This window comes from Microbispora sp. CL1-1, assembly GCF_012034195.1.
In the GTDB taxonomy this organism is placed as follows: domain Bacteria; phylum Actinomycetota; class Actinomycetes; order Streptosporangiales; family Streptosporangiaceae; genus Microbispora.
In genome coordinates, this window is the sequence record NZ_JAATEK010000024.1 from 54501 (window position 1) to 75458 (window position 20958).

A 20958-nucleotide genomic window follows, 5' to 3' on the forward strand; every position below is an offset into this window, starting at 1 on the left:
GGGACGCCCCATGACCTCCCCCAGCCCGACCGGCGCCCCCTACGACCCGCACGCCCAGGTGCACCTCGGCGTGTTCTATCCCGGGGTCGGCCCCCAGCTCATCTGGACGGATCCGCACGCCGCATCCCACACCGCGATCGAGACCTTCGTCCACGTCGCGCAGCTCCTGGAGCGCGGGCTGTTCGACGCGTTCTTCCTCGGCGAGGGGCTCCGCGTACGGGAGAACCGCGGACGTGTGCACGACCTGGACGTGGCCGGCCGCCCCGACGCGATCACCCAGCTCTCCGCCCTCGCCGCGGTGACCGAGCGGATCGGCCTGGTCGCCACGCAGAACACGACCTACAACTTCCCCGCCGACCTGGCCCGCCGCCTGGCGAGCCTGGACTTCCTGTCCGGCGGACGGGCCGGCTGGAACATCGTCACCACCGACAACGCCTGGACGGGCGCGAACTTCCGCCACGGCGGCTGGCTTGCCCATGAGCGGCGTTACGAGCGGGCCACGCAGTTCGTGGAGGCGGCCAAGGAGCTGTGGGCGTCCTGGGCGCCGGACGCGATCGCCGAGTCAGGAGAGGAGGCGTCCTGGGCACGGCCCGGCGCGATCCGCGAGGTCGGACGCGACACCGACCTGGTACGGCTGCGCGCCCGCGCCACCGTTCCGGCCAGCCCCCAGGGACGGCCGGTGCTGTTCCAGGCGGGCGACTCCGACGGCGGCCGCGAGCTGGCGGCCCGTCATGCCGACGTGGTGTTCTCGGCCAACACCGACTATGACAAGGCCGTCGCCTACGCCGCCGATCTGCGGGCCCGGCTGGCCCGTCACGGCCGCTCGCCGGACTCGCTGCGCATCCTGCCCGGCGCCTCGGTGATCATCGGCGACACTCCGGAAGAGGCGAGAGAGCGCGCCGAGTGGGTGTTCGCGGAGCAGGTCTCGCCACCCCGGGCGATCGCGTTCCTGGAGCAGTACTGGAACACCGACCTGTCGGCCTACGATCCGCACGGCCCGCTGCCCGACATCGAGCCGAGCGCGGCCGAGCTGGACCCCTCTCGCGGCACGCTCCCCATCGAGCGGCGCACCGGCAAGCTCGCCACCATCGCCCGGTGGCGGGAGCAGGCCGCGGCGGAGAACCTGTCGATCCTGCAGCTCGTCCGCCGGGTCACGCCGCGCGAGCGCGCCTTCGTCGGCACCGCGTCGCAAGTCGCCGACGAATGGGTGCGATACGTCCGTACGCGTGCGGTGGACGGGTTCAACATCAGCCCGCACCTGCTCCCCTCCTCTCTGGAGGACATCGTGAACAAGCTGATTCCGGAGTTGCAGGACAGGGGCGCCTACCGCACCGAGTACACCGGGACGACGTTGCGCGAGCACCTCGACCTGCCCGCGGTGTCCGGAGGGCCGGACGCGGCGGGCCCTGTGACGTAGCGCGGCCGGCTGCCGCGCGAGGTGGGCGACCACCTCACGCGGCGGTCTCGACGAGGCGCTCCCGCGGGTCATGACCGAGCGGTACGCTCCTGAGGGTCGCGCACCGGACCGCCCCAGAGGCGCCCAGTGGTATCACCCTCGTTCACCCGGCGGCCTCACCGGTTGCCTGGGGTCGATGCGGAACAATCTCCCGGAGGAGCCGCGGGGGCGGCGCGAGGCCCGTGCCGGTCGACACGCTCGACGGCACGAACGGCTCAGCCGATCAGGGCCAGCGCCTTGTCGCTCAGGCCGGCCGGGGCGGTCTTCGGGCTGCCTGCCGAGTAGGGCGGCCGCGGGTCGTACTCGATCGCGAGTTGCACGGTCTGCGCCGTCTCCTCGTCGTGCGTCGCGGCCAGCAGGCTCAGGGCCATGTCGATGCCGGCGGACACCCCCGCCGCCGTCACGATCTTGCCGTCGATGACCACGCGCTCGCCGACCGGCTCGGCGCCGAACCCGGCGAGCTGGTCGAGCCATCCCCAGTGGGTCGTCGCCCTGCGGCCCTTCAGCAGCCCCGCCGCGCCCAGCAGGAACGAGCCGCTGCACACCGAGGTCGTCCACCGGGTGCCCTCGTGGGCCCGTGCGATCCAGCTCAGCAACTCCGTGTCGGACAGCGCCTCGATCGTCCCCGGCCCTCCCGGCACGACGACCACGTCCGGCGCGGGCAGGTCGCCGTACGACGCGGTGGCCGCGAGGCTCAGGCTGCCCCGGTCGTCGAGCACCGGCCCGGGCTCGGCCGCGACGAACGTGACCGTGCAGCCCGGCGCGAACGCGAGCACCGTGTACGGCCCGACGGCGTCGAGCGCGGTGAACCGGGGATAGAGCGGAATCGCGATGTTCATGATCTGCTGCTTTCCTTCGACCGGAACCGGCGGCGGTAGTCGCCGGGTGAGACGCGCCAATGACGGCGGAAGACCCGATAGAGGGTCTCGGGGACGCCGAGCCCCGACTCCCTGGCCACCCGGTCCAGGGGATGCGCGGTGGTCTCCAGCAGCCGCCGGGCGGCGTCGGCCCTGCTGCGTTCGACGTACCTGCCGGGTGAGACCCCGGTCTGCTCGGTGAAGACGCGGGAGAAGTGCCGCTCGCTCATCCCGGCCCGCCGGGCGAGCGCGGGCACGCTCAGGTCCTCGGCCGGGTTGGCGTCGATGAACGCCTGGATCTCGCGCAGCGGCTCGGCACGCGGGACGGCGGCCCGCATCGGGGCGCTGAACTGGCTCTGCCCGCCCGGCCGGTGCAGATACACCACGAGTCCGCGGGCGACGTTCCGGGCGATCGTGTGGCCGTGGTCGTCGACCACGAGCGCCAGGGCGAGGTCCACTCCCGAGCTGACCCCGGCCGAGGTCCAGACGTTCCCGTCGCGGATGTAGATGGGATCGGCGTCCACCTCGACGTCCGGGTAGCGGTCGGCCAGCTCGCCCGCGACCAGCCAGTGGGTGGTCGCGCGCCTGCCGTCGAGCAGCCCGGCCTCCGCGAGCAGGAAGCTCCCGTTGCAGACGGAGGCGACGCGCCGGGCCCCGGCCGCCAGCCGTGTGATGCCCGCGACCAGTTCACGATCCCGCAGGTGTTCCGGCATCGACAGCCCGCCCACGACCAGCAGCGTGTCGATCGGCCCCGCGACCTCGGCCAGCGGGGTCTCCGCGAGGGTCGCGATCCCGTTCTGAGCCGGTATGGCCCCGGCGCGCACGGCCGTCACCTCAAGCCGATAGCCGGCCTCCGGCACGATCAGGTTCGCCGTGGAGAAGACGTCGGCCGGCCCGGCGAGGTCGAACATCTGAAAGCCATCGAAGATCACGATGACCACGCGTCGCTGCATGCCCTCAATGCTCGCGACCAGGACTTGATGGCGTCAACGACATGAACATTGCACATCACGCCATAACCAAAAGCATCATCCCAGGTCGGGCACCTGAATACCAATGGCGTTAGATTTGAACCACGCTTTGCGGCGCCGTCGGAAGCAGGCGCCGAGGAGGTGGCCGGGACGATGCCGAGCGCTCGAGAACTCAAAGACAGGCTCTTCGCCGCGATCAACAGTCACGACCTCTATGACGTGCTGGACTGTTACGCGCCCGACGCCGTGTACATCAGCCCGGCGGGCATCGCGGAGGGCCATGAGCAGATCGCCTGGGCCTACGAGGACCTCTGCAAGGTCTTCCCCGACATCTACTACACCGCCTGGTACAAGGCCCCCTGCGATGACCCCGCCTTCACCGAGTACACGATGACCGGCACGCACATGGGCGCGCTCCTGCTGCCGGGCGGCCGGGTGGCGGCCGCGACGGGCCGTCGCATAACGGTGCGGGGCAGCTGCGCCTGCGCGGTCGAGAACGGCAAGATCGTCACCGATCGCGATTACTACGACCAGCTGGAGCTCTACTCCCAGCTCGGCATCGACCTCGAATCGCCGCCGGAATCCTGAGCCCCGGCGGAACGACAGCCGCACCGGAAAGCGACCACGACGGCCGGTCGCAGTCGGTCACCGCGCCCGGATACGACCTCACGCCTCACTCACGCCGCTGATCTCACCGCGAACGACCGTCTCCTTGCCCGAGCCACGGCCGGGGCTGAAGCGGCGCACCACCTCCGCGCGGTCGAGCCCGCGAAAGAAGGCCGCGCTGAAAATCTCGCCAGCGGTCCGCCGCCTCCGCACCGAGACCCGTTGAGCCACTGGAACGGCGCCAGGGGATCGATCGTCGTCATGCGGGACATCGTGGCGGGCCGCACCGACAATCCGGCCGAGCGAGCGTCATTCCTCGCCGGAGAACCGGCCCCAGGCGGACTGCCGGGTCATGCCGAGCGCGGCCCCGATCCTGGCCCAGGTGACGCCCCGGTCGCGCGCCCGCTGGACCCAGACCTTCAGGTTGTCCTCGACCTGCGCGCCGACCTCGGCGATCCGCGGAAGGAACTCCAGGATCTGCTCGTCGGTCATGCTCTCGGTGTACGGGATCTCCGGAGCCTCGATGGACTGGGCCGCCAGGATCTCGGCGCAGAGCCCGACGCACTCGTTGCAGATGTAGACGCCGGCACCGGCGATCACCTTGGCTACGGCGGTCTTCGGCTTGGAACAGAACGAGCAGCGGATGTCCTGGTCCGCCAGGGAAGGAGCAGGCACGACGCCTCCAAGGGGGGTGAGCTGTCAGGTTGTTCCTGACGTGCACGGCCAAAAGCTACACCGTCAGGATCAGCCTGACAACCGATCACCCGGAAAGCGGCCGCGCCGCCGGCTCAGCTCTTGGGGCCGAAGGCGTGCGAGACCTCTCCCTTACGGCCGCAGCGCGGGCAGGGCCGGTAGCGCCCCGACCACCAGGTGGCCTTGAGCGTGCCGCTTCCCTTGCACTTGGGGCATTTCGACAGGTAGTTGCGTATGTAATCGAAGACGAGCCAGACGCCGAAGAAGGCCCCGGCGAGGACGAGAACGGTCTGGGAATCCACCATGGCTCCGTGGTCGGGGGACGGACCGGCGACGAAGGCGCCGCCGTACGGAAGCCGGTCGCACGGGGGCGCGGTCACCGTCACTCACCGGCCGGGCGAACCAGTGCCGGAGGCGGGCGCGGGTGGTCACCCGCGCCCAGGGCGCGCGCATGGCCTGCGAGGGGACGCCCATCGTTGCCTCCGGGAACACTGGTCGCACGTGAGAGGACGCCGCACCGCCTCCGGCCGGTGACAGCCGGACGCCCATTGGCTGGAGTCACAACTTTGGAGTCTCAGCTTCAAAGCCACAGCGTTGGAGCCACAGTGTCTGACCACACAGTGTTGGAGCCACGGTGTCGGAGCCACAGCGCCCCGGGGGCGGGGCGGTCCTCAGACTCCCTCGGGCTGGAGCTCCGCCGCCTGCTCCACGTCCGCCCCGGGCCGCCGCAGGACCACGTACGCGACCACGAAGGCGCCGACCAGCAGGGCGAGGGAGACCGTGAAGGCCAGCCGGTAGCCGCCGGTCAGCGCGACCGCCTCGCTCGCCCCGCCCGCCAGCAGCCCGTCCGTACGGGAGGCGGCGAGCGTGGACAGCAGGGCGACGCCGGCGGCCATGCCGACCTGCTGGGTCGTGTTGAAGAACCCCGAGACCAGGCCCGCGTCGTCGGGGCGGGCGTCGGACATGCCGAGCGCGGTCAGCGCCGGAAGCACCAGCCCGGCGCCCATGATGAGCACCATCACGGGAAGCAGATCGGTCACGTAATGCGCGTCGACAGGGACGCGGGCGAGCCAGGCCATCGCACCGATCAGCAGCACCAGGCCGCCCAGCAGTACGGCACGCGCGCCGAAGCGGGTGCTCAGGCGAGGGGACGCGAACAGCGACACCCCCGCGATGGACACCGCCGCCGGAAGCATGGCCAGCCCGGTGCCGAACGCGTCATAGCGGAGCACATGCTGCAGGAACAGCGCGACGATGACCTGGAAGGCGAACATCGCGCCCACGGTCAGCACCTGCACGAGGTTGGCCCCGGCGACGGCGCGTGAGCGGAGGATCCGCAGCGGCATGAGCGGGGTGCGGGCGGTGGCCTGCCGGACGAGGAACGCGGCCAGCAGCACGAGCGCCATCACACCGAACCACAGGGAGCGCGGGCCATACCGCTCGATCTGGACCACGGCGTAGATGCCCAGCATGAGACCGGCCGTGACCAGCAGGGCGCCCAGGGCGTCCGCGCCGGCCGCCAGGCCGAGCCCCCGGTCGGCCGGCAGCGCCCGGAGCGCCAGCACGATCGTGACCACGCCGATCGGCACGTTGATCAGGAAGATGTAGTTCCAGCCCAGCGCGTCGGTGAGGACTCCGCCGAGCACCGCGCCCAGCGACGCCCCGGCGGCGCCGGTGAAGCTGAAGACGCCGATGGCCTTCGCCCGCTCCCCCGCGTCCGTGAACGTCGTCACCAGGATGCCGAGCACGACCGCCGAGGCCATGGCGCTGCCGACGCCCTGGAGGAAGCGGGCGCCGATCAGCATCCCCGGGCTGCCGGCGGCTCCGGCGAGCAGGGACGCGGCGGCGAAGACGGCGTTGCCCGCCAGGAACATGGTCCGGCGGCCGATCAGGTCGCCCAGCCGACCGGCCAGCAGGAGCAGTCCGCCGAACGCGATGAGGTAGGCGTTGACGGTCCAGCTCAGCTCGGCGGGCGCGAAGCCGAGGTCCCGCTGGATGGCGGGCATGGCCACGGTAACGATGCTGCCGTCGAGCACCGTCATCAGCATCGTGGCGGACAGCACGCCCAGCACGAGCAGACGGGATCGGGATATCCGCGACATGGGTCGCCTCCTGTTCATGAGGAACAGAAAGAACCGTAGCAGATAGTTTTGTTGTAGACGATCCCTAACGGACCGGTCACCCGCGCTGGCGCGCCCGCCTCACCGGTTGCGGCGCCTCCACCGCGGTCGCCAGGCGCCCCGTGACCAGCCGGTTGAGCGCGCGCACGAGCACCTCCGCCTCCTCCTCGGGCAGCGACGCGAGGGCGTCCCGGTGGACCCTGTCGACGATCTCCTGGCTCCGCTTGGCCACCTGCGCCCCCTTCTCCGTGACCGCGACGATCCGGGCCCGCCGGTCGGTGCTGGACGGCCGGCGCTCGGCGAGACCGGCCTGCTCCAGGGCGTCGAGGGTGACCACCATCGTGGTCTTGTCCATGTCGCCCAGCTCGGCGAGCTGGATCTGCGTACGCTCCTCCTGCAGCGCGTGGACGAGCACACAGTGCATGCGCGCCGTCAGGCCGATCTCGGCGAGGGCCGCCGCCATCCGCGTTCGCAGCACGTGGCTGGTGTGGTCGAGCAGGAAGGACAGGTCGGGCTCGTCACGTGAGGGCGCCATGGCGGTCATGCGTCCAGGCTACCAATTCGTCCGCTTGCGGATTATCCGCAAAGGTCACACCACGTCACACCGGGTCACACCGTCCGTAGGGCCGCCTCGACGGACGTCGCGCTCGCCGGGACGAGCGGGAGCCGTACGGCGGCGGTGGGAATGCGGCCCTGGGCGTGCAGGACGCCCTTCAGCACGGTGGGGTTGGGCTCGGCGAACATGGCCGCCGACATGAGCGACAGCCGGTGCCCGAGGGCGCGGGCGTGCTCGACGTCCCCGGCCCGCCACGCCTGGAAGAGCGCGGCGAACTCACCGGTGCGCAGGTGGGCGGAGGCGAGGATGCCACCGGAGGCGCCCAGGGCGAGCAGCGCGGACAGGAACGGGTCGTCCCCGGCGAGCACCGCGAAGTCCTCCGGCGGGTCGGCGAGCAGGGCGACCGTGTCGAGGTCGACGCCGCCGACGGCGTGCTTCACCCCGGCCACCATGGGCAGCTCGCCCAGCCGCCGCAGCGTGGCCGCGCCCACCGTCTGCCCGGTGCGATAGGGGATGTTGTAGACGACCAGCGGCACCGGGGTCTGCTCGGCCAGCGCGGCGAAGTGGGCGAGCACACCGGCCTCGGATGGGCGGACGAACGCGGGAACCGTCACCAGCGCCGCGTCGGCCTCCCCCTTGAGCGCGCGCAGCGCCTCGGCCGTGCTCCGCGTGTCGGCCGAGCCAGCGCCGACGGTGAGCGTGGCGCCCCGCTCACGGCAGACCCGGCCGCACAGCTCGATGACCGCGCGCCGCTCCTGCTCGGTCAGCGTGGCGACCTCCGCGGTGGTGCCGAGCGCGACGAGCCCGGACGCACCGTCGTCGAGCACGCCGCGGGCCAGGTCTTCGAGCGCGTCGAAGGCGATCTCGCCGTTCTCGGCGAACGGGGTGATCAGCGGGACATGGATGCCGGAAAGAGTCATGCCGCGATCCTTCCGGCGGCAGAGCATGTAGGTCCAGTTCGCCTTTCTGTCGAAACCGTTAAGCTGAGCTGATGCTCGACGTCCACTTCCCGCGCTGATGCTCGACGTCCGCAGGCTGCGCCTGCTCCGCGAGCTCGCCTACCGGGGCACGATCGCCGCGGTGGCCGAGGCGCTGACGTTCACTCCCTCGGCCGTCTCCCAGCAGCTCGCCGCGCTGGAGCGCGAGGCGGGGGTCGCCCTGCTGGAACGCACCGGACGCCGGGTCGCGCTCACCCCCGCCGGGGTGACACTCGTACGGCACGCGGAGGCCGTGCTCGAACGGCTGGAGCAGGCGGCGGCGGAGCTCGCCGCGGCCAAGGGGGACTTATCCGGGACCGTGCGGATCGGCGCCTTTCCCACTGCGACCCGCGCCATCCTCCCCTCGGCCCTGGCGGCGCTCGCCCGCAGCCATCCGGGCCTCGACCCGATGGTGGACGAGGTGGACCCGGCCGAGGTCGCGCCGCGCCTGCGCGCCGGCGAGCTCGACGTGGCGCTGGTCCATGAGTACGACTTCGTCCCGGCCGAGCCCGATCTCGCCCTGGACGCCGTCCCCCTTCTCGACGAACCGATGTATCTGGCCACCGTCCGCCCCGCCGGCGGGGAGGGGGACGCGGCCACGCTCCTCACCTGCCGAGACGCGCCGTGGATCGTCTCGACGCCGGGCACCCTCTGCCACACGATGACCGTGCGCGCCTGCCAGGCGGCCGGCTTCTCCCCACGCGTACGCCACCACATCGACGACTTCGCCACGGTCCTGGCGATGGTCGCCGTCGGGCAGGGCGTGGCGCTCGTGCCGGAGCTGGGCGCCGCCGACCCGCCCGACGGCGTCACGCTGACCGCGCTGTCGATGCGCCGCCGCACCCGCGTGGCCTTCCGCCGGGGCGCCGGCGGCCATCCCGCCGCCGTCGCGCTGATCGCGGCCCTGCGTTCCGCCGTCCGCTAGGACGAGTGGTTCCGAAAGGTTGGGCGCGCTTGCCGCCCGGCAGGCGACCGGGGAGCCCAGGGTCAGGTGCGGCGGGCGGCCCAGACGGTGCGCTCGGTGCGTACGGCGAGGTCGTCGCGGCGCAGGATGCTGTGCGGGCTGTCGGCGTCCAGGAGTTCGTCGAGGGCGGCGAGGTCCTCAGGGCCGAGTGCGGGCGCGGCGGCGCCGCGGAGGCGTTGCAGGCTGCGGTGGGCGTAGCGGCCGATGGCCTCGCCGCGGTCGCCCTCGACGTCGCCCTCGACGTCGCCCTCGATGTCGACGGTGATGGTGCGCTCGGCCTCGACGGTGAAGCCGGCGGCGGCCAGCATCGGCCCCCAGTCGGCGCCGCGGTGCGGGACGTGTTCAGCGTGGAAGCCGTCGGTCGCTCTGTGGACGCGGTCCTCGAGCCCCGGCCGGCCTTCGGGGGCGTCGGCGGGCAGGAAGCGGGGGAGGCCGTCCAGCTCCACGACGGCGAACAGCCCGCCCGGCGCGAGAAGTTCGTAGACGCTCCGCAGTGCGCGGTCGGGATGGGCCATGTGATGCATGGACGCGGAGGCCCACACCAGGTCCGGTGTGCCGAGGTCGGGCCAGCGGCTGGTGTCGAGGTCGGCCTGCACGGTGCGCACCCGGTCCGAGACGCCGCGGGCGCATGCCTTCTCACGCAGGAGCCGCAGGTGACCGACGGAGGCGTCGACCGCGGTGACGTGCGCCTCTGGGAAGCCTTCGAGGAGCGCGAAGGTGCCCGCGCCGGTGCCGCAGCCCAGGTCCACGACCTGGCGCGGCTCGACCTTCAGCGGCAGCCAGGCGGTGATGGATGCGATGTGCTCGGCGAGGACCTCGGCGTCGAGGTCGAGGATCTCCGCCTGGCCGCTGTCGTCGTGCTCCTGGTGGCGGCCGTGCGAGCCGCCGTGGTGCGGGGTGTGCTCGTGCGCTGGGGTCATGACATCACCGTAAGCAGCCCATGCGCCTACGGCATGACTCCTTGCGAGAAACGCAACAAGGTGGCTCGGTGTGCTGCCCGCCGCGCAAATGTGGCGGGGCAACCCGTACTCGCGAGGGTGCTACTCGCAGGGGCCCTGCGCGCCGTCGCACTCGCCGGTCTCGCCCGCGACGCGCCGGTGGCCCCGACGAGCGTCGCGGTCGAAGATGCCCATGATCTCGCACGGGCCGCCCTCGGCTCCGATCGCGTGCGGCATCATGGTCGGGAACTCGGCGGCCTGGTTGGTCTCGATGCGGAACCGGCGGTGGCCGAGCATGAGGATCGCGGTGCCGGAAAGCACGACGAGCCATTCGCGGCCGGGGTGGGCGCGCATGCGGGCGGGATTGCCGGGCGGAGGCTCGGTCATGCGCTGACGCATGACGCTCATGCCGGGGTCGCCCTTTATGGGCCAGCGCATCAGACCGTGGGCGCCGTCGATCATCGGGCTGATGACGACGTCGTCGGCGGCGTTCTCCACGAGCTGGTCGAGTGTGGTGTCCAGGGCGCGGGCGAGGGTGACGAGCTGGTCCAGGGCGAGGCGGCGTTGTCCGTTCTCGATCCGGCTCAGCGAGGACTGGCTGAGGTTGGCGCGGGTGGCCAGTTCTTCCAGCGACCAGCCCTGTGCGACGCGCAGTGCGCGGATCCGTTTGCGTACGAGGCTGTCCAGCGCTCCGTCTTCTTGCGTCATATGCAACAGCGTATGCCCCGCCCGCAATTCGCGCTTGACGTCGAATCCAGATGGCCCAGCACGAGGCCAGGTGCGATGAAAGCGCGACATGTCCGGACAGACTTCCCGCTGCGAGAGCGACCCCTGCCCGCCCAGACGGTGGGCGATCCGCGCGTCGTCGCCGCCATCGCCTTCGTGGCCTGAGAGCCGCACCGCCGGAACGCATCCCTGCTGGACGTGCACCTCTTCCGGGAGCGCGGGCCTGGCCGGCGACTCCATCACGCTGCTCGTCGTCTCCGGCGTCCAGGCCGGACCGTCGCCGTCACGTCGCAATGGAGACGCCCTGCCGAACGAGCTCCTGGGCGCCTTCATCACCGATCGGAATCACTCGTCCAGGAGTCAGAACACCGGGATGATGTCCTCAGGGTCGATCACGTCGACGTTCACGCCGTCGATGTCGAGCTCGGGGATCGCGGGGAACTCGATCCCCCACCGCTCGACGATCGCGCGCACACGGGCCATCGCCACGCGCCAGTTGTCGGCCTGCTCGTCGTACGACAGCACGCCGAGGCCGCCCTCCCGCGCGTGGTCCATCAGCACGCGGTGGTTGTGCAGGAAGTACGGCGGGAGCTCCCAGAAGCCCTCCGGCGGCTCCCACAGGATCATCGACAGGAACACGAACCCGGCACGCAACTGACGGGTGATCAGGCCGCGTACGTCGTCGGTGAGCCCGGGCCACTCGTTCTCCAGGATCGTCATGCAGATCTGGAGGTGCCGCGACTCGTCCCGGCCGATCTTGTGGAACATCTCCGAGAACAGGGGGTGCTCGGTGCCGGAGGCCATGCCCCGGAACAGCGTCGAGGCCGCCATCTCCCCCATCATGAAGCTCGTGAACAGCACGGCGAGCGAATACTTGCCCACGGCCGTGTTGTAGCCGTTCCAGTAGCGCCCGCCGTTGTGATAAAGCCAGCCGATGTTGTTGTGCGCCGCCCGCTCCAGGTCGGTGGAGGGCTGCCAGTCGAGCGGGCCGCCGGGCCACAGCCGGGCGATGGACCGCTGGCAGCACTCCTCGTGGTTCATCTCGTCGCGCGTGATCGAGAAGAAACACTTGCGGACGGGATCCTCCTCGTGCTTCTCGAACGCCTGGATCGTGGCGCGGGCGAAGACGGCCGGGCCCGAGGCGTCGAAGTTGGCCAGCACGGAGAACCAGTACATGATCCCCAGCCGTTGCTCGGCCGTGAAGTCCCGCGGGTCGAGCGCGTCCCACGGCAGGTCGGCGGGGTTCCAGACCATACGCTTGGACTTCTCGTAGATGGCCGCGAGCTTCTCGGTCTCCACCCGCCACTCCATCGGGTAGATGTTGGGCTGCGGGATCTCGGGCGCCGGCCAGAAACCACCCTCAGGAACCACGACGTCCGACATCGCCTCACCATCCCGCGCGCGTGTGACCCGCATCACGTTGTAACACTGTCAGCCCCATCCTGCGCCGCTCCGTCACACCAATCAAGTGCCCACTCCGGGCCGCCTGCGGCCGGCCTGTGTCATGCGGCCCTCCGGCTGCCCTGCGTGACCGCCACGCAGGCGAGCACGGCCAGGGCCGCCGCGATCGTCGCGGCGCCGATCTCCTCGTGCAGCAGCAGCCACGCCCACACCAGGTTGAGCAGCGGCTGCGCGAGCTGGGTCTGCCCGGCGCGGGCGATCCCGCCCATCGCGAGCCCGGCGTACCACGGAATGAACCCGAGGAACATCGACACCAGCGCGACGTACGTGAACCCGGCCAGCGACTCGGCCGAGGGCGCCGCCGATGTGGTCAGGGCCAGCACGACCGTCGCGGGCACGGTGAGCGGGGCCGCCAGCACCAGGGCGTACGAGATGACGCGCCAGCCGGGCGTCTCCCTGGCCAGGCGGCCGCCCTCGGTGTAGCCGACGGCCGCCGACAGCAGGGCGAGCACGAGCAACACGTCGGCCCCGGCGAGGCGGCCGGTGCCGCGGGTCAGCGTGAACACGGTGATCGACAATGCGCCCGCCGCACAGGCGGCCCAGAACAGCGGCCTCGGCCGCTCCCCCGCCCGCAGCACCGCGAACGCGGCCGTGGCGGCCGGGAGCAACCCGATGACCACGGCCGAGTGCGCCGTGCTCGCACCACCGGCCAGGGCCAGGGTGCTGAACAGCGGGAAGCCGACGACCACCCCCAGCACGATCAGCGCGTACGCCCGCAGGTGGGCGCGGGGCGGCAGGAGCGGCGCCCCGGCGGCCTTGAGGCAGACCGCCGCGGCGACCGCGGCGACGGCCGCGCGCCCGATCGCGACGAGGTACGGATCGAACCCCCGCAGCGCGAACGCGGTCGCGGGAAGCGAGCCGGAGAACGACAGCACGCCCAGGCCGGCCAGCAGGCTGCCCCGCCATGCCGAACGGTGCGGGGCTGCCGCTATCGGGAGAACTACAGTAGCGCTATTGTCAGCTTTCATGAATGACGATAGCAGTATCGCTCGGCTCGCCGCGATCCTCCGGGAGGAGACGGAAAGGGCTCGGCCGGGCGAGCGGCTGCCGTCCAGCCGGGAGATCATGCGCCGCCACGGCGTGGGCCCGGTGACGGTCTCGCGGGCGATCGCGCAGCTCGCGGCGGAGGGGAGGGTCGTCACCCGGCCCGGCGCGGGCGTGTTCGTCGCCCCGGCCCGGCGGCCGGTCGCGCGGACGCCCGACCTGTCGTGGCAGACCGTGGCCCTCGGCGACCGGGTGGTGGACGACTCGGCGACGGCGAGCCTGCTGGCCCCGCTTCCCGACGGCGTCGTGCCGCTCACCGGCGGCTACCTCAACCCCGATCTGCGCCCGGTCAAGGCGCTGGCCGCGGCGGCCGCGCGAGCCGTACGCCGGCCGGAGGCGTGGAGCATGCCCCCGCTGAACGGCCTGCCGGAGCTGCGCCGGTGGTTCGCCGCCGAGGTCGGCGGCGCGGTGACGCACAGCGACGTGCTCGTGGTGAGCGGCGGCCAGTCGGCGCTCACCCTCGCGTTCCGCGCGCTGGCGGCCCCCGGCTCGCCGATCCTCGTCGAGACCCCCACCTACCCGGGAGCGCTGGCGGCGGCGAGAGCGGCCGGGCTGCGGCCGAGCGCGGTGCCGCTCGACCGGGACGGCGTGCGGCCCGACCTGCTGGCGGAGGCGTTCGCGATGACGGGTGCGCGGGTGTTCTACTGCCAGCCGACACTGCACAACCCCACGGGCGCGACGCTGACCCGCGAGCGCAGGGAGCAGGTGCTCGCCGTGGCGCGGGCGGCGGGGGCGTTCGTGATCGAGGACGACTACGCGCGTTATCTGGCCACGGGACCCGTTCCGCCGCCCATGGTGACCATGGACACCCACGGCACGGTGGTGCACATCCTGTCGCTGAGCAAGATCACGTCACCGAGCCTGCGGGTGGCCGGCCTGACCGCGCGGGGCCCGGCCGCACACCGGCTGCGCGCCTGCCAGGTGGTGGAGTCGTTCTTCGTCGCCCGGCCCCTGCAGGAGACGGCCGCCGAGTTCGTGGGCTCCACCGCCTGGCGGCGTCACCTGGGCACGGTCCGGCAGGAGATCGGCGTACGGCAGGCCACGCTGCTGGCGGGGCTCGCCCGCCACGCGCCCGCGGCCGAGGTGCAGCTGACTCCCGCCGGCGGCCTGCACGTCTGGGTGCGGCTGCCGCCCGGCGCCGACGAGGCGGAAGTGGTCGAGGCGGCGCAGGCACAGGGCGTGGTGGTGAGCCCGGGGCGCATCTACTACCCCTCCGAGCCCCCGGGACCACGGCTGCGGCTCACCCACACGGCCGCGATCGGCCTGGCCGAGCTGGAGGAGGGAATCCGCCGCCTCGCCCCGGTCTTGTCACAGCTGTCACATCAGTCCCACCAGTGAACCTTTGCCCCGGCTGAGCCGTCTCTTCTCTGTCACCCTTCAACCCCTCACAGAGGAGACAGCGTGCGCGTCCGTTCTCTGTTGATCGCGTTATGCGCCGTGCTCGCGTCAGCCGGCCTGCTCGTCGTCCCGTCCGCCGCCGTGGCCGCCCCCGCGGGGACCTCCTCCGCGTCGGCGGGCTGCTACCGCCAGGTCGGGGACCACTGGGAGTGCGTCACGCCCGGCGCGTTCTGCCCGGCGGCGGCCCATGGCAAGAGCGGAACCTCGCAGGACGGCGACTCCTACCGGTGCGTGCAGGACGGCTCCTACTGGCGGTGGAAGCCGGCCGGCTCCTCCGGCGGCACGACGCCCAAGCCGACCGCGAAGCCCAAGCCGACCGTCAAGCCCAAGCCGACCGTCAAGCCGAAGCCGGTCGCGAAGCCGTCGGGGGCGAAGTGCTCCCGTAAGTACCTGCCGCTGCCGGACCCGAAGTGCCAGCCGGGCGCGCGCAACCCCGCCGTCACGCAGAAGACGATCAAGTCGACGATCTGCGTGCCCGGTTACAGCAGGAAGGTCGCGCCTCCGGCGAGCTACCTCAACGCCCTGCGGGTCACGCAGATCGCCCAGTACGGCTACGCGGACAGGAAGCCGTCGCACTACAAGGAGGACCACCTGATCCCGCTCTCCCTGGGCGGCTCGCCCAAGAGCGCGAAGAACCTGTGGCCCCAGCCGGTCCTGGCGGGCACGGGCAAGACCCCGGCCGCCAAGGACGCGGTCGAGCTCACCCTGTGGAGGGCGGTGTGCCGCGGCAAGGTGCCACTCGCCAAGGCGCAGCAGGCCATCGCCAAGAACTGGCGGACCGCGGTGCGACGGCTCGGCCTCTAGACGGCTTCCCTACGACCCGGGCGTCATCGGCGCTCCTGCCGCCGACGCCCGTCCCGCCGGTGCTCGTCCTGCCGGTATTCGCCCGACAGGCGCTCGCGACGCTCCTTGTTCCGCAGCGCCAGATAGGCCAGGTAGCTGAAGCGCATGAGGCTCTCCTCGGAATAGTCGACACCAGTGAAACACTCGCGGTGGTGTTGTTATTTCATGACCTCCGACTGTCGTAAAGTGGTCACGAGGGGTGATCGATCATGACGGGCCCGGCGGAGCTGCTCCGCGACTTCGTGAACACCTACGACGTCGAGGGAGACGCCGATGAGCTGGCCTCGCCGGCCGAGCTGTCCGTCTGGCTGCGCGAACGGGGGCTCATCGGCGACGACGACCGCGCCGCCGACGAGGACCTCGCGATGGCGACCCAGCTGCGCGAAGGACTGCGCGCCGCGCTGCGCGGCAACCACGACGGAGGTCCGTACGAGGTTCCGGAGGGACTGGACGCGGCGCTGGCGCAGTTGCCGGTGCGCGTGACGCTCTCGGCGGGGATGCCGGCGCTCGAACCCATGGGGTCCGGAGTGGCGGGCGGGCTCGCACGGCTGGCGGCGCTGATTCCGGCCGCCCACGCCGACGGCACCTGGCCGCGGCTGAAGGTCTGCGCCGAGAGCACCTGTCAATGGGCGTTCATCGACTCGTCGAAAAACCGGTCTCGCTCCTGGTGCTCCATGCGCGTCTGCGGAAACCGCACAAAAACTCGGGCATATCGGGCACGACGCCAGGCGGAAGGTACGCCGAGGCCCTCCTGACCAGTACGGTGTTACAGGCTAAGAAAGGAGCCCGTCGAATGGGTGTTAGAGCTGCCCGCCTCGAAGACGTCGACGCGGTGACCAGCACCCAGATCCGGGCGTGGAAGGCGGTTTATCGCGACTTCCTGCCACCGATCCCGTTGGAACAGATGACGGGGCCGGCGGCGGAGAAGATGTGGCGCCGCCAGTGGGAGGAGGCGATCCTCTCGCCGCCCACGCCCCGTCACCGTCTGCTCGTCGCAGTCGAGCGGGTGGTGCCCGACACCGACGCGTTCACCGCGCTCGGTCCCGGCGGCATCCTGGCGACCGCCGCGCAGCGCGCCTCCGACCGGGTCGTGGGGCTGGCGTCGCACGGACCCGCCGAGGACCCCGATCTTCACCCGGCCACCACGGCCGAGTTGATGACGTTGCTCGTCGATCCCAACCACATCCGGCGCGGACACGCCAGCAGGCTGCTCAACGCGACCGTCGACCACCTGCGCGAGGACGGCTACAGCACCGTCGTCACCTGGGTCTTCGCCGACAACCACCCGATGATCGGATTCCTGGAGTCGGCCGGCTGGGGCGAGGACGAGGCCGAGCGCGTTCTCGACATGGGCCGCCCGATCCGGATGATCCGCCTCACCACCGACATCAGCTGACTCGCCTCCTTTCCTGCCCGTCCGTACGGCTTGCGCCCCCGGGGGCGTCGCCTCCGCCAACCCCGCTGTCACGAGAAGATGGGGGATTGGCCAAACTAGGTACGCCTTCACCGGCTACGCACAGGTAGGAAAAGGGAGTCACGTGGCCACCCCAGCTCAATGGTTAGCGGGCGCACGCCCCCGTACGCTGCCCGCCGCCGTCGTCCCGGTCGCCGTCGGCACCGGAGCCGCCATCGCGGAAGACGGCGCGATCTGGTGGCGCGCCCTGCTCGCGCTGTTCGTCGCGCTGGCGCTGCAGATCGGGGTCAACTACGCCAACGACTACAGCGACGGCATCAAGGGCACCGACAAGGACCGTGTGGGGCCCCTGCGCCTGGTCGGTTCGGGTGTCGCGGCCCCCAAGCAGGTGCTCGCCGCCGCCCTCGGCTGCTTCCTCGCCGCCGCGGTCGCCGGTCTCGTCCTCGTGGTGGTCACCCAGGCATGGTGGCTGCTGCTCGTCGGCCTCGCCTCCATCCTCGCGGCCTGGTTCTACACCGGAGGCTCCCGCCCGTACGGCTACCGCGCGCTCGGGGAGATCTCGGTCTTCGTGTTCTTCGGCATCGTGGCCGTCGCCGGGACGACGTACGTCCAGGTGGAGCGGCTGACCTGGCTCTCGCTGGCCGCCGCCGTGCCCGTGGGGCTGCTCGCCTGCGCGCTCCTCATGGTCAACAACCTGCGTGACATCGTGACCGACGGCCCCTCGGGCAAGCGCACGCTGGCCGTCGTGCTCGGCGACAGCCGTACGCGCCTGGCCTACTCGGCGACCCTGGTGCTGCCCTTCGTGTTCGCGCTCGCTCTGGTGCCCGTACGGCCCTTCGCCGCGCTGACCGTGCTGGCGCTCCCCCTCGTGGCCGCCCCGATCAAGACGGTCCGCTCCGGCGCGACCGGTCCCGCGCTCATCGCGACGCTCCAGCAGACCGGCCGCCTGCAACTCGTCTTCGGCGCCTTGTTCACCCTCGGCCTCGCCCTGTTCTGACCGGATCCCCGATGGACCGCGCGTGGACCTGGGACCGGCCCCTGCCGCTGCGGTGGCTGCTGCTCGACGAGTTCACGGACACCCCGGGTAGCGCGATGGGGGTCTGCACCGACATCAATGGGCTGTTCGCCGCGCCCGCGCAGCCTCCGGAGGCGCAGGGCTTCCTGCTCCACGGCCAGGCCGGGGACCGGGCACGTGCCGCCGCACCACCGGGGTCTTCCACGACCGGCCCTATCCGGAGGAGCGGCCGGTGACCCTCGTCGGCTGCCGCCCGGAGGAACCGCTGCTCACGCTGCTGCGGCGGCGGTCCGCCAGGAAGCGGCACCTCGCGGCGACCGTCTGCGCCGTCGACGTCACCGGCCGCGCCGTCCCGACGCACAGAGCGGTGTCCTCCGTCGTCATCGAGGCGAACCCCTCCCGGCTGGACCCCGGGCTCCTCGACATCACCCTCGACGGCGGTTTCGACGAGCCGTTCCCCGACGGCGCCCGCGCGATCTGGGACCTCTGGCATGCGGGACGGCCCTCCCGGCGCAACCTCTGGGCCGGGTACGACCGCCGCCTGCGGCACGAGTGGGTCGGCGCGGCGCTGTGCCACCATACTCATGATCAACCGGACCGGCCGCCGGGCAGGACCTGTCACCTCGACGGGCGGTTCGTCACCGACATCGAGGGCTTCTACTGCGCCGTCGGTGAGGCCGTCAACGGCCCCGGCGGCTACTTCGGATGGAACCTCGACGCGTTGGTGGACTGTCTCCGAGGCGGATGGGGCGCCAGTCGCCCCTTCCGGCTCGTCTGGCATCACGCGGAGGTGGCCCGCCGCCATCTCGTTCCCGGCTACGACCGGCCCGCGTACGCCCTGCGCTCCTGGGGCCCGCCCGTCACCCTGGACGAGCTGCTCGGCATGTTCGCCGAGGTGGACATCACCGTCGAGTTGCGCTGACACCGCCGCTCCGGCCGGGCTGGAGGACCTCCGGACGCGGAACGCCGTCACCGGCAGCCGGGCCGCATCCGGAGGATCCCATGGAGGAGCGCGTCGCCCTTGAGGCGGTCAGCCCTGGGGCACGAGCCGGTCCTTGATGAGCGCGATCACCTCGTCAAACCGCGCGTCCATCTTGTCGAACCGGGCGTCTATGCCGTCCAGCCGCCGATCGATGCCGTCAAGGCGGGTCTCCACGCGTTCGATCCGCGCATCCATCTTGTCGAGCCGGGTCTCCACGTGCTCAAGCCGCTCGTCCATCTGGTCGAGGCGGATCTCCACGCGATCGATTCGCGCGTCCATCTTGTCAAGCCGCTCGTCCACGGCGTCGAAGCGGACGTCCATGCCGTCCAGCCGCTGATCGATGCCGTCAAGGCGAGTCTCGACACGCTCGATTCGCGCGTCCATGCCGTCCAGCCGCTGATCGATGCCGCCGAGACGGGTCTCGACGTGATCCATCCGCGCGTCCAGGCCGTCGAGACGGCGGTTGACGAATTTAAGCTCGGCCTGGATACCGAGAGAGCGGTCCTCCATCGCCGTGAAGCGCTCGTCGGCGAGGTCGAACCTCGCCCTCATCTCGGCGAAGCGCGAGTCCATGCGCGAGCGGAACTCCATCACGTCGTCGCGCGTCGCCTGGAACAGGCGGATGTTCGCGCCCTGTGCCTGCTGAATGTCCAGGCGCGCACGCTCGACCTTGTTGTCGACGGCGTTGATGAGGATCTTGAAGGACTGCACGTCCGTCTCGAGTGCCGTGACGCGCTCTTCGAGCTCCATGCCGGCCATGGTAGTCATGCCTTTCTCCGGGGGGTCGTCGTTTGGAACGGTCCGCCGAGCGGCGGTCCGGGGGACAACCATGCCCTAGGACGGGAGCGGTTTCGAACCGCTTCGGACCACCGAAAACCGTTCTGGAGAAGGACCTGAACCGCGTGGATGACCTTTGCCGCCCCGGGTAGACGAGTCGCACTCCCTGAGCGGCCTCCTGCCGCGCGAACTGGGAAGATGGCGGCGAAACGCCGAAGGCGCCCGCTCATGCCCGCGATGCGGGAATTGCTTGCCCCGGAACGCGGGGCTGTCGCTCGTATGTGTCCATGCCGACCCTGCGGATGGCGTCTCAACCGGGATGGACCACTCCCGGCCGCCCGGCCTGTCCCCGACGAGGACAGGCCGGGCGGCCGCGGAGACTACTGCAGGTCGAGGAGGCGCTCCAGGCCGACGGTGAGGCCGTCGAGCCCCTGCACACGGCGGACGCCCAGCAGGACGCCCGGCGTGAACGACGCCCGGTTCATCGTGTCGTGCCGGATCGTGAGGGTCTCCCCCTCGCCGCCCAGGATGACCTCCTGGTGGGCGATCAGCCCGGCGAGCCGTACGGCGTGCACATGGACGCCGTCCACATCCGCGCCCCTGGCGCCGTCGAGCGCGGTGGTGGTCGCGTCGGGAGAGAGACCGAGCCCCGCCTCGCGCCGCGCCTGCGCCACCAGCTCCGCCGTACGGCGGGCGGTGCCGGAGGGGGCGTCGGCCTTGTTCGGATGGTGCAGCTCGACGATCTCGACCGACTCGAAGTACCTGGCCGCCTGCGCGGCGAAGTGCATCATCAGCACGGCCGCGATGCCGAAGTTGGGGGCGATGAGCGCGTTCGTGCCGGGGTTGGCGGCCAGCCACCCCCGCACGGTCTCCAGCCGCTCCGCGTCGAAACCGGTCGTGCCCACGACCGTGTGGATGCCGTGGGAGATGCACCACTTCAGGTTGTCCATGACGACGTCGGGGTGGGTGAAGTCCACCACCACCTCGGCGCCGGTCAGCGCGTCGAGCGGATCGTCCTTGTCGACCTCCGCCACGAGTTCCAGGTCATCGGCCGCCGCGACGGCCTTGCACACTTCCACACCCACGCGCCCGCGGGCGCCGAGAACACCGACCTTAATCACGCGCCCAAGGCTATACGTGACGGCGGCGGGCGAGGCGGC

Annotated in this window: 24 protein-coding genes; 10 read left to right on the forward strand and 14 right to left on the reverse strand. The window is 71.4% G+C overall.

Features of this window, described 5'->3' with window-relative positions:
- Positions 1 to 10: 10 nt before the first annotated feature.
- Positions 11 to 1417 carry an NtaA/DmoA family FMN-dependent monooxygenase gene (locus HCK04_RS25360; RefSeq protein ID WP_142649905.1) on the forward strand — a complete coding sequence of 469 codons (1407 nt, stop codon included), beginning with the start codon at positions 11 to 13 and terminating at the stop codon, positions 1415 to 1417.
- A gap of 254 nt (positions 1418 to 1671) precedes the next feature.
- Here the strand turns inward: HCK04_RS25360 and HCK04_RS25365 are convergent, their stop codons facing one another.
- Together HCK04_RS25365 and HCK04_RS25370 are read right to left on the reverse strand one after the other, a co-directional pair.
- Entirely contained in the window at positions 1672 to 2295 is a 624-nt protein-coding gene (locus HCK04_RS25365) for a DJ-1/PfpI family protein (RefSeq protein WP_142649906.1), read from the reverse strand.
- Positions 2292 to 3266 carry a GlxA family transcriptional regulator gene (locus tag HCK04_RS25370; RefSeq protein ID WP_142649907.1) on the reverse strand — a complete coding sequence of 325 codons (975 nt, stop codon included), beginning with the start codon at positions 3264 to 3266 and terminating at the stop codon, positions 2292 to 2294. Before HCK04_RS25370 ends, HCK04_RS25365 begins: the two co-directional genes overlap by 4 nt.
- A 171-nt stretch (positions 3267 to 3437) precedes the next feature.
- Between HCK04_RS25370 and HCK04_RS25375 the strand changes: the two genes are divergently transcribed.
- A complete protein-coding gene (locus HCK04_RS25375) occupies positions 3438 to 3872 on the forward strand; it encodes a nuclear transport factor 2 family protein (RefSeq protein WP_142649908.1) in 435 nt (144 codons plus the stop codon).
- Positions 3873 to 4199: 327 nt separating this feature from the next.
- Here the strand turns inward: HCK04_RS25375 and HCK04_RS25380 are convergent, their stop codons facing one another.
- The 5 genes from HCK04_RS25380 to HCK04_RS25400 all read right to left on the reverse strand — a co-directional run bounded on the left by HCK04_RS25380 (position 4200) and on the right by HCK04_RS25400 (position 8179).
- The gene (locus HCK04_RS25380) at positions 4200 to 4565 is read right to left on the reverse strand and encodes a ClpX C4-type zinc finger protein (RefSeq protein WP_142649909.1); all 366 of its coding nucleotides are present in this window, start codon (positions 4563 to 4565) and stop codon (positions 4200 to 4202) included.
- Positions 4566 to 4678: 113 nt separating this feature from the next.
- On the reverse strand, positions 4679 to 4963 hold the full coding sequence (locus HCK04_RS25385; RefSeq protein ID WP_142649910.1) for a hypothetical protein: 285 nt from the start codon (positions 4961 to 4963) through the stop codon (positions 4679 to 4681).
- A gap of 291 nt (positions 4964 to 5254) precedes the next feature.
- On the reverse strand, positions 5255 to 6685 hold the full coding sequence (locus tag HCK04_RS25390; protein WP_205830691.1) for an MFS transporter: 1431 nt from the start codon (positions 6683 to 6685) through the stop codon (positions 5255 to 5257).
- A 76-nt stretch (positions 6686 to 6761) separates the two neighbouring features.
- Positions 6762 to 7247 carry a MarR family transcriptional regulator gene (locus HCK04_RS25395; protein ID WP_142649912.1) on the reverse strand — a complete coding sequence of 162 codons (486 nt, stop codon included), beginning with the start codon at positions 7245 to 7247 and terminating at the stop codon, positions 6762 to 6764.
- A gap of 65 nt (positions 7248 to 7312) precedes the next feature.
- Positions 7313 to 8179 (reverse strand): 4-hydroxy-tetrahydrodipicolinate synthase, encoded by an 867-nt coding sequence (locus tag HCK04_RS25400; RefSeq protein WP_142649913.1) that lies wholly within the window; start codon positions 8177 to 8179, stop codon positions 7313 to 7315.
- A gap of 97 nt (positions 8180 to 8276) precedes the next feature.
- On the opposite strand from HCK04_RS25400, the gene HCK04_RS25405 reads away from it, so the two are divergent.
- Positions 8277 to 9161 carry a LysR family transcriptional regulator gene (locus HCK04_RS25405; RefSeq protein WP_142649914.1) on the forward strand — a complete coding sequence of 295 codons (885 nt, stop codon included), beginning with the start codon at positions 8277 to 8279 and terminating at the stop codon, positions 9159 to 9161.
- Between the two features lie 62 nt (positions 9162 to 9223).
- Here HCK04_RS25405 and HCK04_RS25410 read toward each other — a convergent pair whose 3' ends face one another.
- From HCK04_RS25410 to HCK04_RS25425, 4 genes are all read right to left on the reverse strand, one after another.
- Positions 9224 to 10120, reverse strand: a complete 897-nt coding sequence (locus HCK04_RS25410; protein ID WP_142649915.1) for a class I SAM-dependent methyltransferase — start codon at positions 10118 to 10120, stop codon at positions 9224 to 9226.
- A 120-nt stretch (positions 10121 to 10240) separates the two neighbouring features.
- Positions 10241 to 10846, reverse strand: a complete 606-nt coding sequence (locus HCK04_RS25415; protein ID WP_168066251.1) for an XRE family transcriptional regulator — start codon at positions 10844 to 10846, stop codon at positions 10241 to 10243.
- Positions 10847 to 11224: 378 nt separating this feature from the next.
- The gene (locus HCK04_RS25420; protein ID WP_142649916.1) at positions 11225 to 12247 is read right to left on the reverse strand and encodes a hypothetical protein; all 1023 of its coding nucleotides are present in this window, start codon (positions 12245 to 12247) and stop codon (positions 11225 to 11227) included.
- A gap of 119 nt (positions 12248 to 12366) precedes the next feature.
- Positions 12367 to 13293 carry a DMT family transporter gene (locus tag HCK04_RS25425; protein ID WP_142649917.1) on the reverse strand — a complete coding sequence of 309 codons (927 nt, stop codon included), beginning with the start codon at positions 13291 to 13293 and terminating at the stop codon, positions 12367 to 12369.
- On the opposite strand from HCK04_RS25425, the gene HCK04_RS25430 reads away from it, so the two are divergent.
- Positions 13292 to 14707, forward strand: coding sequence for a PLP-dependent aminotransferase family protein (locus HCK04_RS25430; RefSeq protein ID WP_142649918.1), 1416 nt, complete (start codon positions 13292 to 13294; stop codon positions 14705 to 14707). The two genes, HCK04_RS25425 and HCK04_RS25430, sit on opposite strands and share 2 nt — an antisense overlap.
- Positions 14708 to 14770: 63 nt before the next feature.
- The gene (locus HCK04_RS25435) at positions 14771 to 15571 is read left to right on the forward strand and encodes a hypothetical protein (protein WP_142649919.1); all 801 of its coding nucleotides are present in this window, start codon (positions 14771 to 14773) and stop codon (positions 15569 to 15571) included.
- Between the two features lie 23 nt (positions 15572 to 15594).
- Here the strand turns inward: HCK04_RS25435 and HCK04_RS43760 are convergent, their stop codons facing one another.
- Positions 15595 to 15717, reverse strand: coding sequence for a hypothetical protein (locus HCK04_RS43760; RefSeq protein ID WP_260617400.1), 123 nt, complete (start codon positions 15715 to 15717; stop codon positions 15595 to 15597).
- 102 nt (positions 15718 to 15819) lie between these two features.
- Here HCK04_RS43760 and HCK04_RS25440 point away from each other — a divergent pair, with 102 nt between their 5' ends.
- The 5 genes from HCK04_RS25440 (at position 15820) to HCK04_RS42745 (ending at position 18961) form a co-directional block, all read left to right on the forward strand.
- Positions 15820 to 16365 carry a CGNR zinc finger domain-containing protein gene (locus HCK04_RS25440; RefSeq protein ID WP_142649920.1) on the forward strand — a complete coding sequence of 182 codons (546 nt, stop codon included), beginning with the start codon at positions 15820 to 15822 and terminating at the stop codon, positions 16363 to 16365.
- A gap of 38 nt (positions 16366 to 16403) precedes the next feature.
- Positions 16404 to 17006 carry a GNAT family N-acetyltransferase gene (locus HCK04_RS25445; RefSeq protein ID WP_142649921.1) on the forward strand — a complete coding sequence of 201 codons (603 nt, stop codon included), beginning with the start codon at positions 16404 to 16406 and terminating at the stop codon, positions 17004 to 17006.
- Between the two features lie 142 nt (positions 17007 to 17148).
- The gene (locus HCK04_RS25450; RefSeq protein ID WP_142649922.1) at positions 17149 to 18021 is read left to right on the forward strand and encodes a 1,4-dihydroxy-2-naphthoate polyprenyltransferase; all 873 of its coding nucleotides are present in this window, start codon (positions 17149 to 17151) and stop codon (positions 18019 to 18021) included.
- Positions 18022 to 18032: 11 nt separating this feature from the next.
- Complete coding sequence (locus HCK04_RS25455) at positions 18033 to 18275, forward strand: hypothetical protein (RefSeq protein WP_142649923.1); 243 nt, start codon at positions 18033 to 18035, stop codon at positions 18273 to 18275.
- Positions 18272 to 18961, forward strand: coding sequence for a barstar family protein (locus tag HCK04_RS42745; protein WP_142649924.1), 690 nt, complete (start codon positions 18272 to 18274; stop codon positions 18959 to 18961). Before HCK04_RS25455 ends, HCK04_RS42745 begins: the two co-directional genes overlap by 4 nt.
- A gap of 108 nt (positions 18962 to 19069) precedes the next feature.
- Here the strand turns inward: HCK04_RS42745 and HCK04_RS25465 are convergent, their stop codons facing one another.
- Both HCK04_RS25465 and dapB read right to left on the reverse strand, forming a co-directional pair.
- Complete coding sequence (locus HCK04_RS25465; protein ID WP_168066253.1) at positions 19070 to 19771, reverse strand: tropomyosin; 702 nt, start codon at positions 19769 to 19771, stop codon at positions 19070 to 19072.
- A gap of 407 nt (positions 19772 to 20178) precedes the next feature.
- On the reverse strand, positions 20179 to 20919 hold the full coding sequence (gene dapB / locus HCK04_RS25470; RefSeq protein ID WP_142649926.1) for a 4-hydroxy-tetrahydrodipicolinate reductase: 741 nt from the start codon (positions 20917 to 20919) through the stop codon (positions 20179 to 20181).
- Positions 20920 to 20958: the final 39 nt, after the last annotated feature.

Coding starts and splice junctions, on each gene's coding strand:
- HCK04_RS25405 (WP_142649914.1), top strand. CDS start 8,277: ATGCTCGACGTCCGCAGGCTGCGCCTGCTCCGCGAGCTCGCCTACCGG.
- HCK04_RS25455 (WP_142649923.1), top strand. CDS start 18,033: ATGGACCGCGCGTGGACCTGGGACCGGCCCCTGCCGCTGCGGTGGCTG.
- HCK04_RS25395 (WP_142649912.1), bottom strand. CDS start 7,247: ATGACCGCCATGGCGCCCTCACGTGACGAGCCCGACCTGTCCTTCCTG.
- HCK04_RS25430 (WP_142649918.1), top strand. CDS start 13,292: ATGAATGACGATAGCAGTATCGCTCGGCTCGCCGCGATCCTCCGGGAG.
- HCK04_RS25425 (WP_142649917.1), bottom strand. CDS start 13,293: ATGAAAGCTGACAATAGCGCTACTGTAGTTCTCCCGATAGCGGCAGCC.
- HCK04_RS25420 (WP_142649916.1), bottom strand. CDS start 12,247: ATGTCGGACGTCGTGGTTCCTGAGGGTGGTTTCTGGCCGGCGCCCGAG.
- HCK04_RS25390 (WP_205830691.1), bottom strand. CDS start 6,685: ATGTCGCGGATATCCCGATCCCGTCTGCTCGTGCTGGGCGTGCTGTCC.
- HCK04_RS25440 (WP_142649920.1), top strand. CDS start 15,820: ATGACGGGCCCGGCGGAGCTGCTCCGCGACTTCGTGAACACCTACGAC.
- HCK04_RS25365 (WP_142649906.1), bottom strand. CDS start 2,295: ATGAACATCGCGATTCCGCTCTATCCCCGGTTCACCGCGCTCGACGCC.
- HCK04_RS25375 (WP_142649908.1), top strand. CDS start 3,438: ATGCCGAGCGCTCGAGAACTCAAAGACAGGCTCTTCGCCGCGATCAAC.
- HCK04_RS25445 (WP_142649921.1), top strand. CDS start 16,404: ATGGGTGTTAGAGCTGCCCGCCTCGAAGACGTCGACGCGGTGACCAGC.
- HCK04_RS25410 (WP_142649915.1), bottom strand. CDS start 10,120: ATGACCCCAGCGCACGAGCACACCCCGCACCACGGCGGCTCGCACGGC.
- HCK04_RS25370 (WP_142649907.1), bottom strand. CDS start 3,266: ATGCAGCGACGCGTGGTCATCGTGATCTTCGATGGCTTTCAGATGTTC.
- HCK04_RS43760 (WP_260617400.1), bottom strand. CDS start 15,717: ATGCGCTTCAGCTACCTGGCCTATCTGGCGCTGCGGAACAAGGAGCGT.
- HCK04_RS25360 (WP_142649905.1), top strand. CDS start 11: ATGACCTCCCCCAGCCCGACCGGCGCCCCCTACGACCCGCACGCCCAG.
- HCK04_RS25400 (WP_142649913.1), bottom strand. CDS start 8,179: ATGACTCTTTCCGGCATCCATGTCCCGCTGATCACCCCGTTCGCCGAG.
- HCK04_RS25465 (WP_168066253.1), bottom strand. CDS start 19,771: ATGGAGCTCGAAGAGCGCGTCACGGCACTCGAGACGGACGTGCAGTCC.
- HCK04_RS25415 (WP_168066251.1), bottom strand. CDS start 10,846: ATGACGCAAGAAGACGGAGCGCTGGACAGCCTCGTACGCAAACGGATC.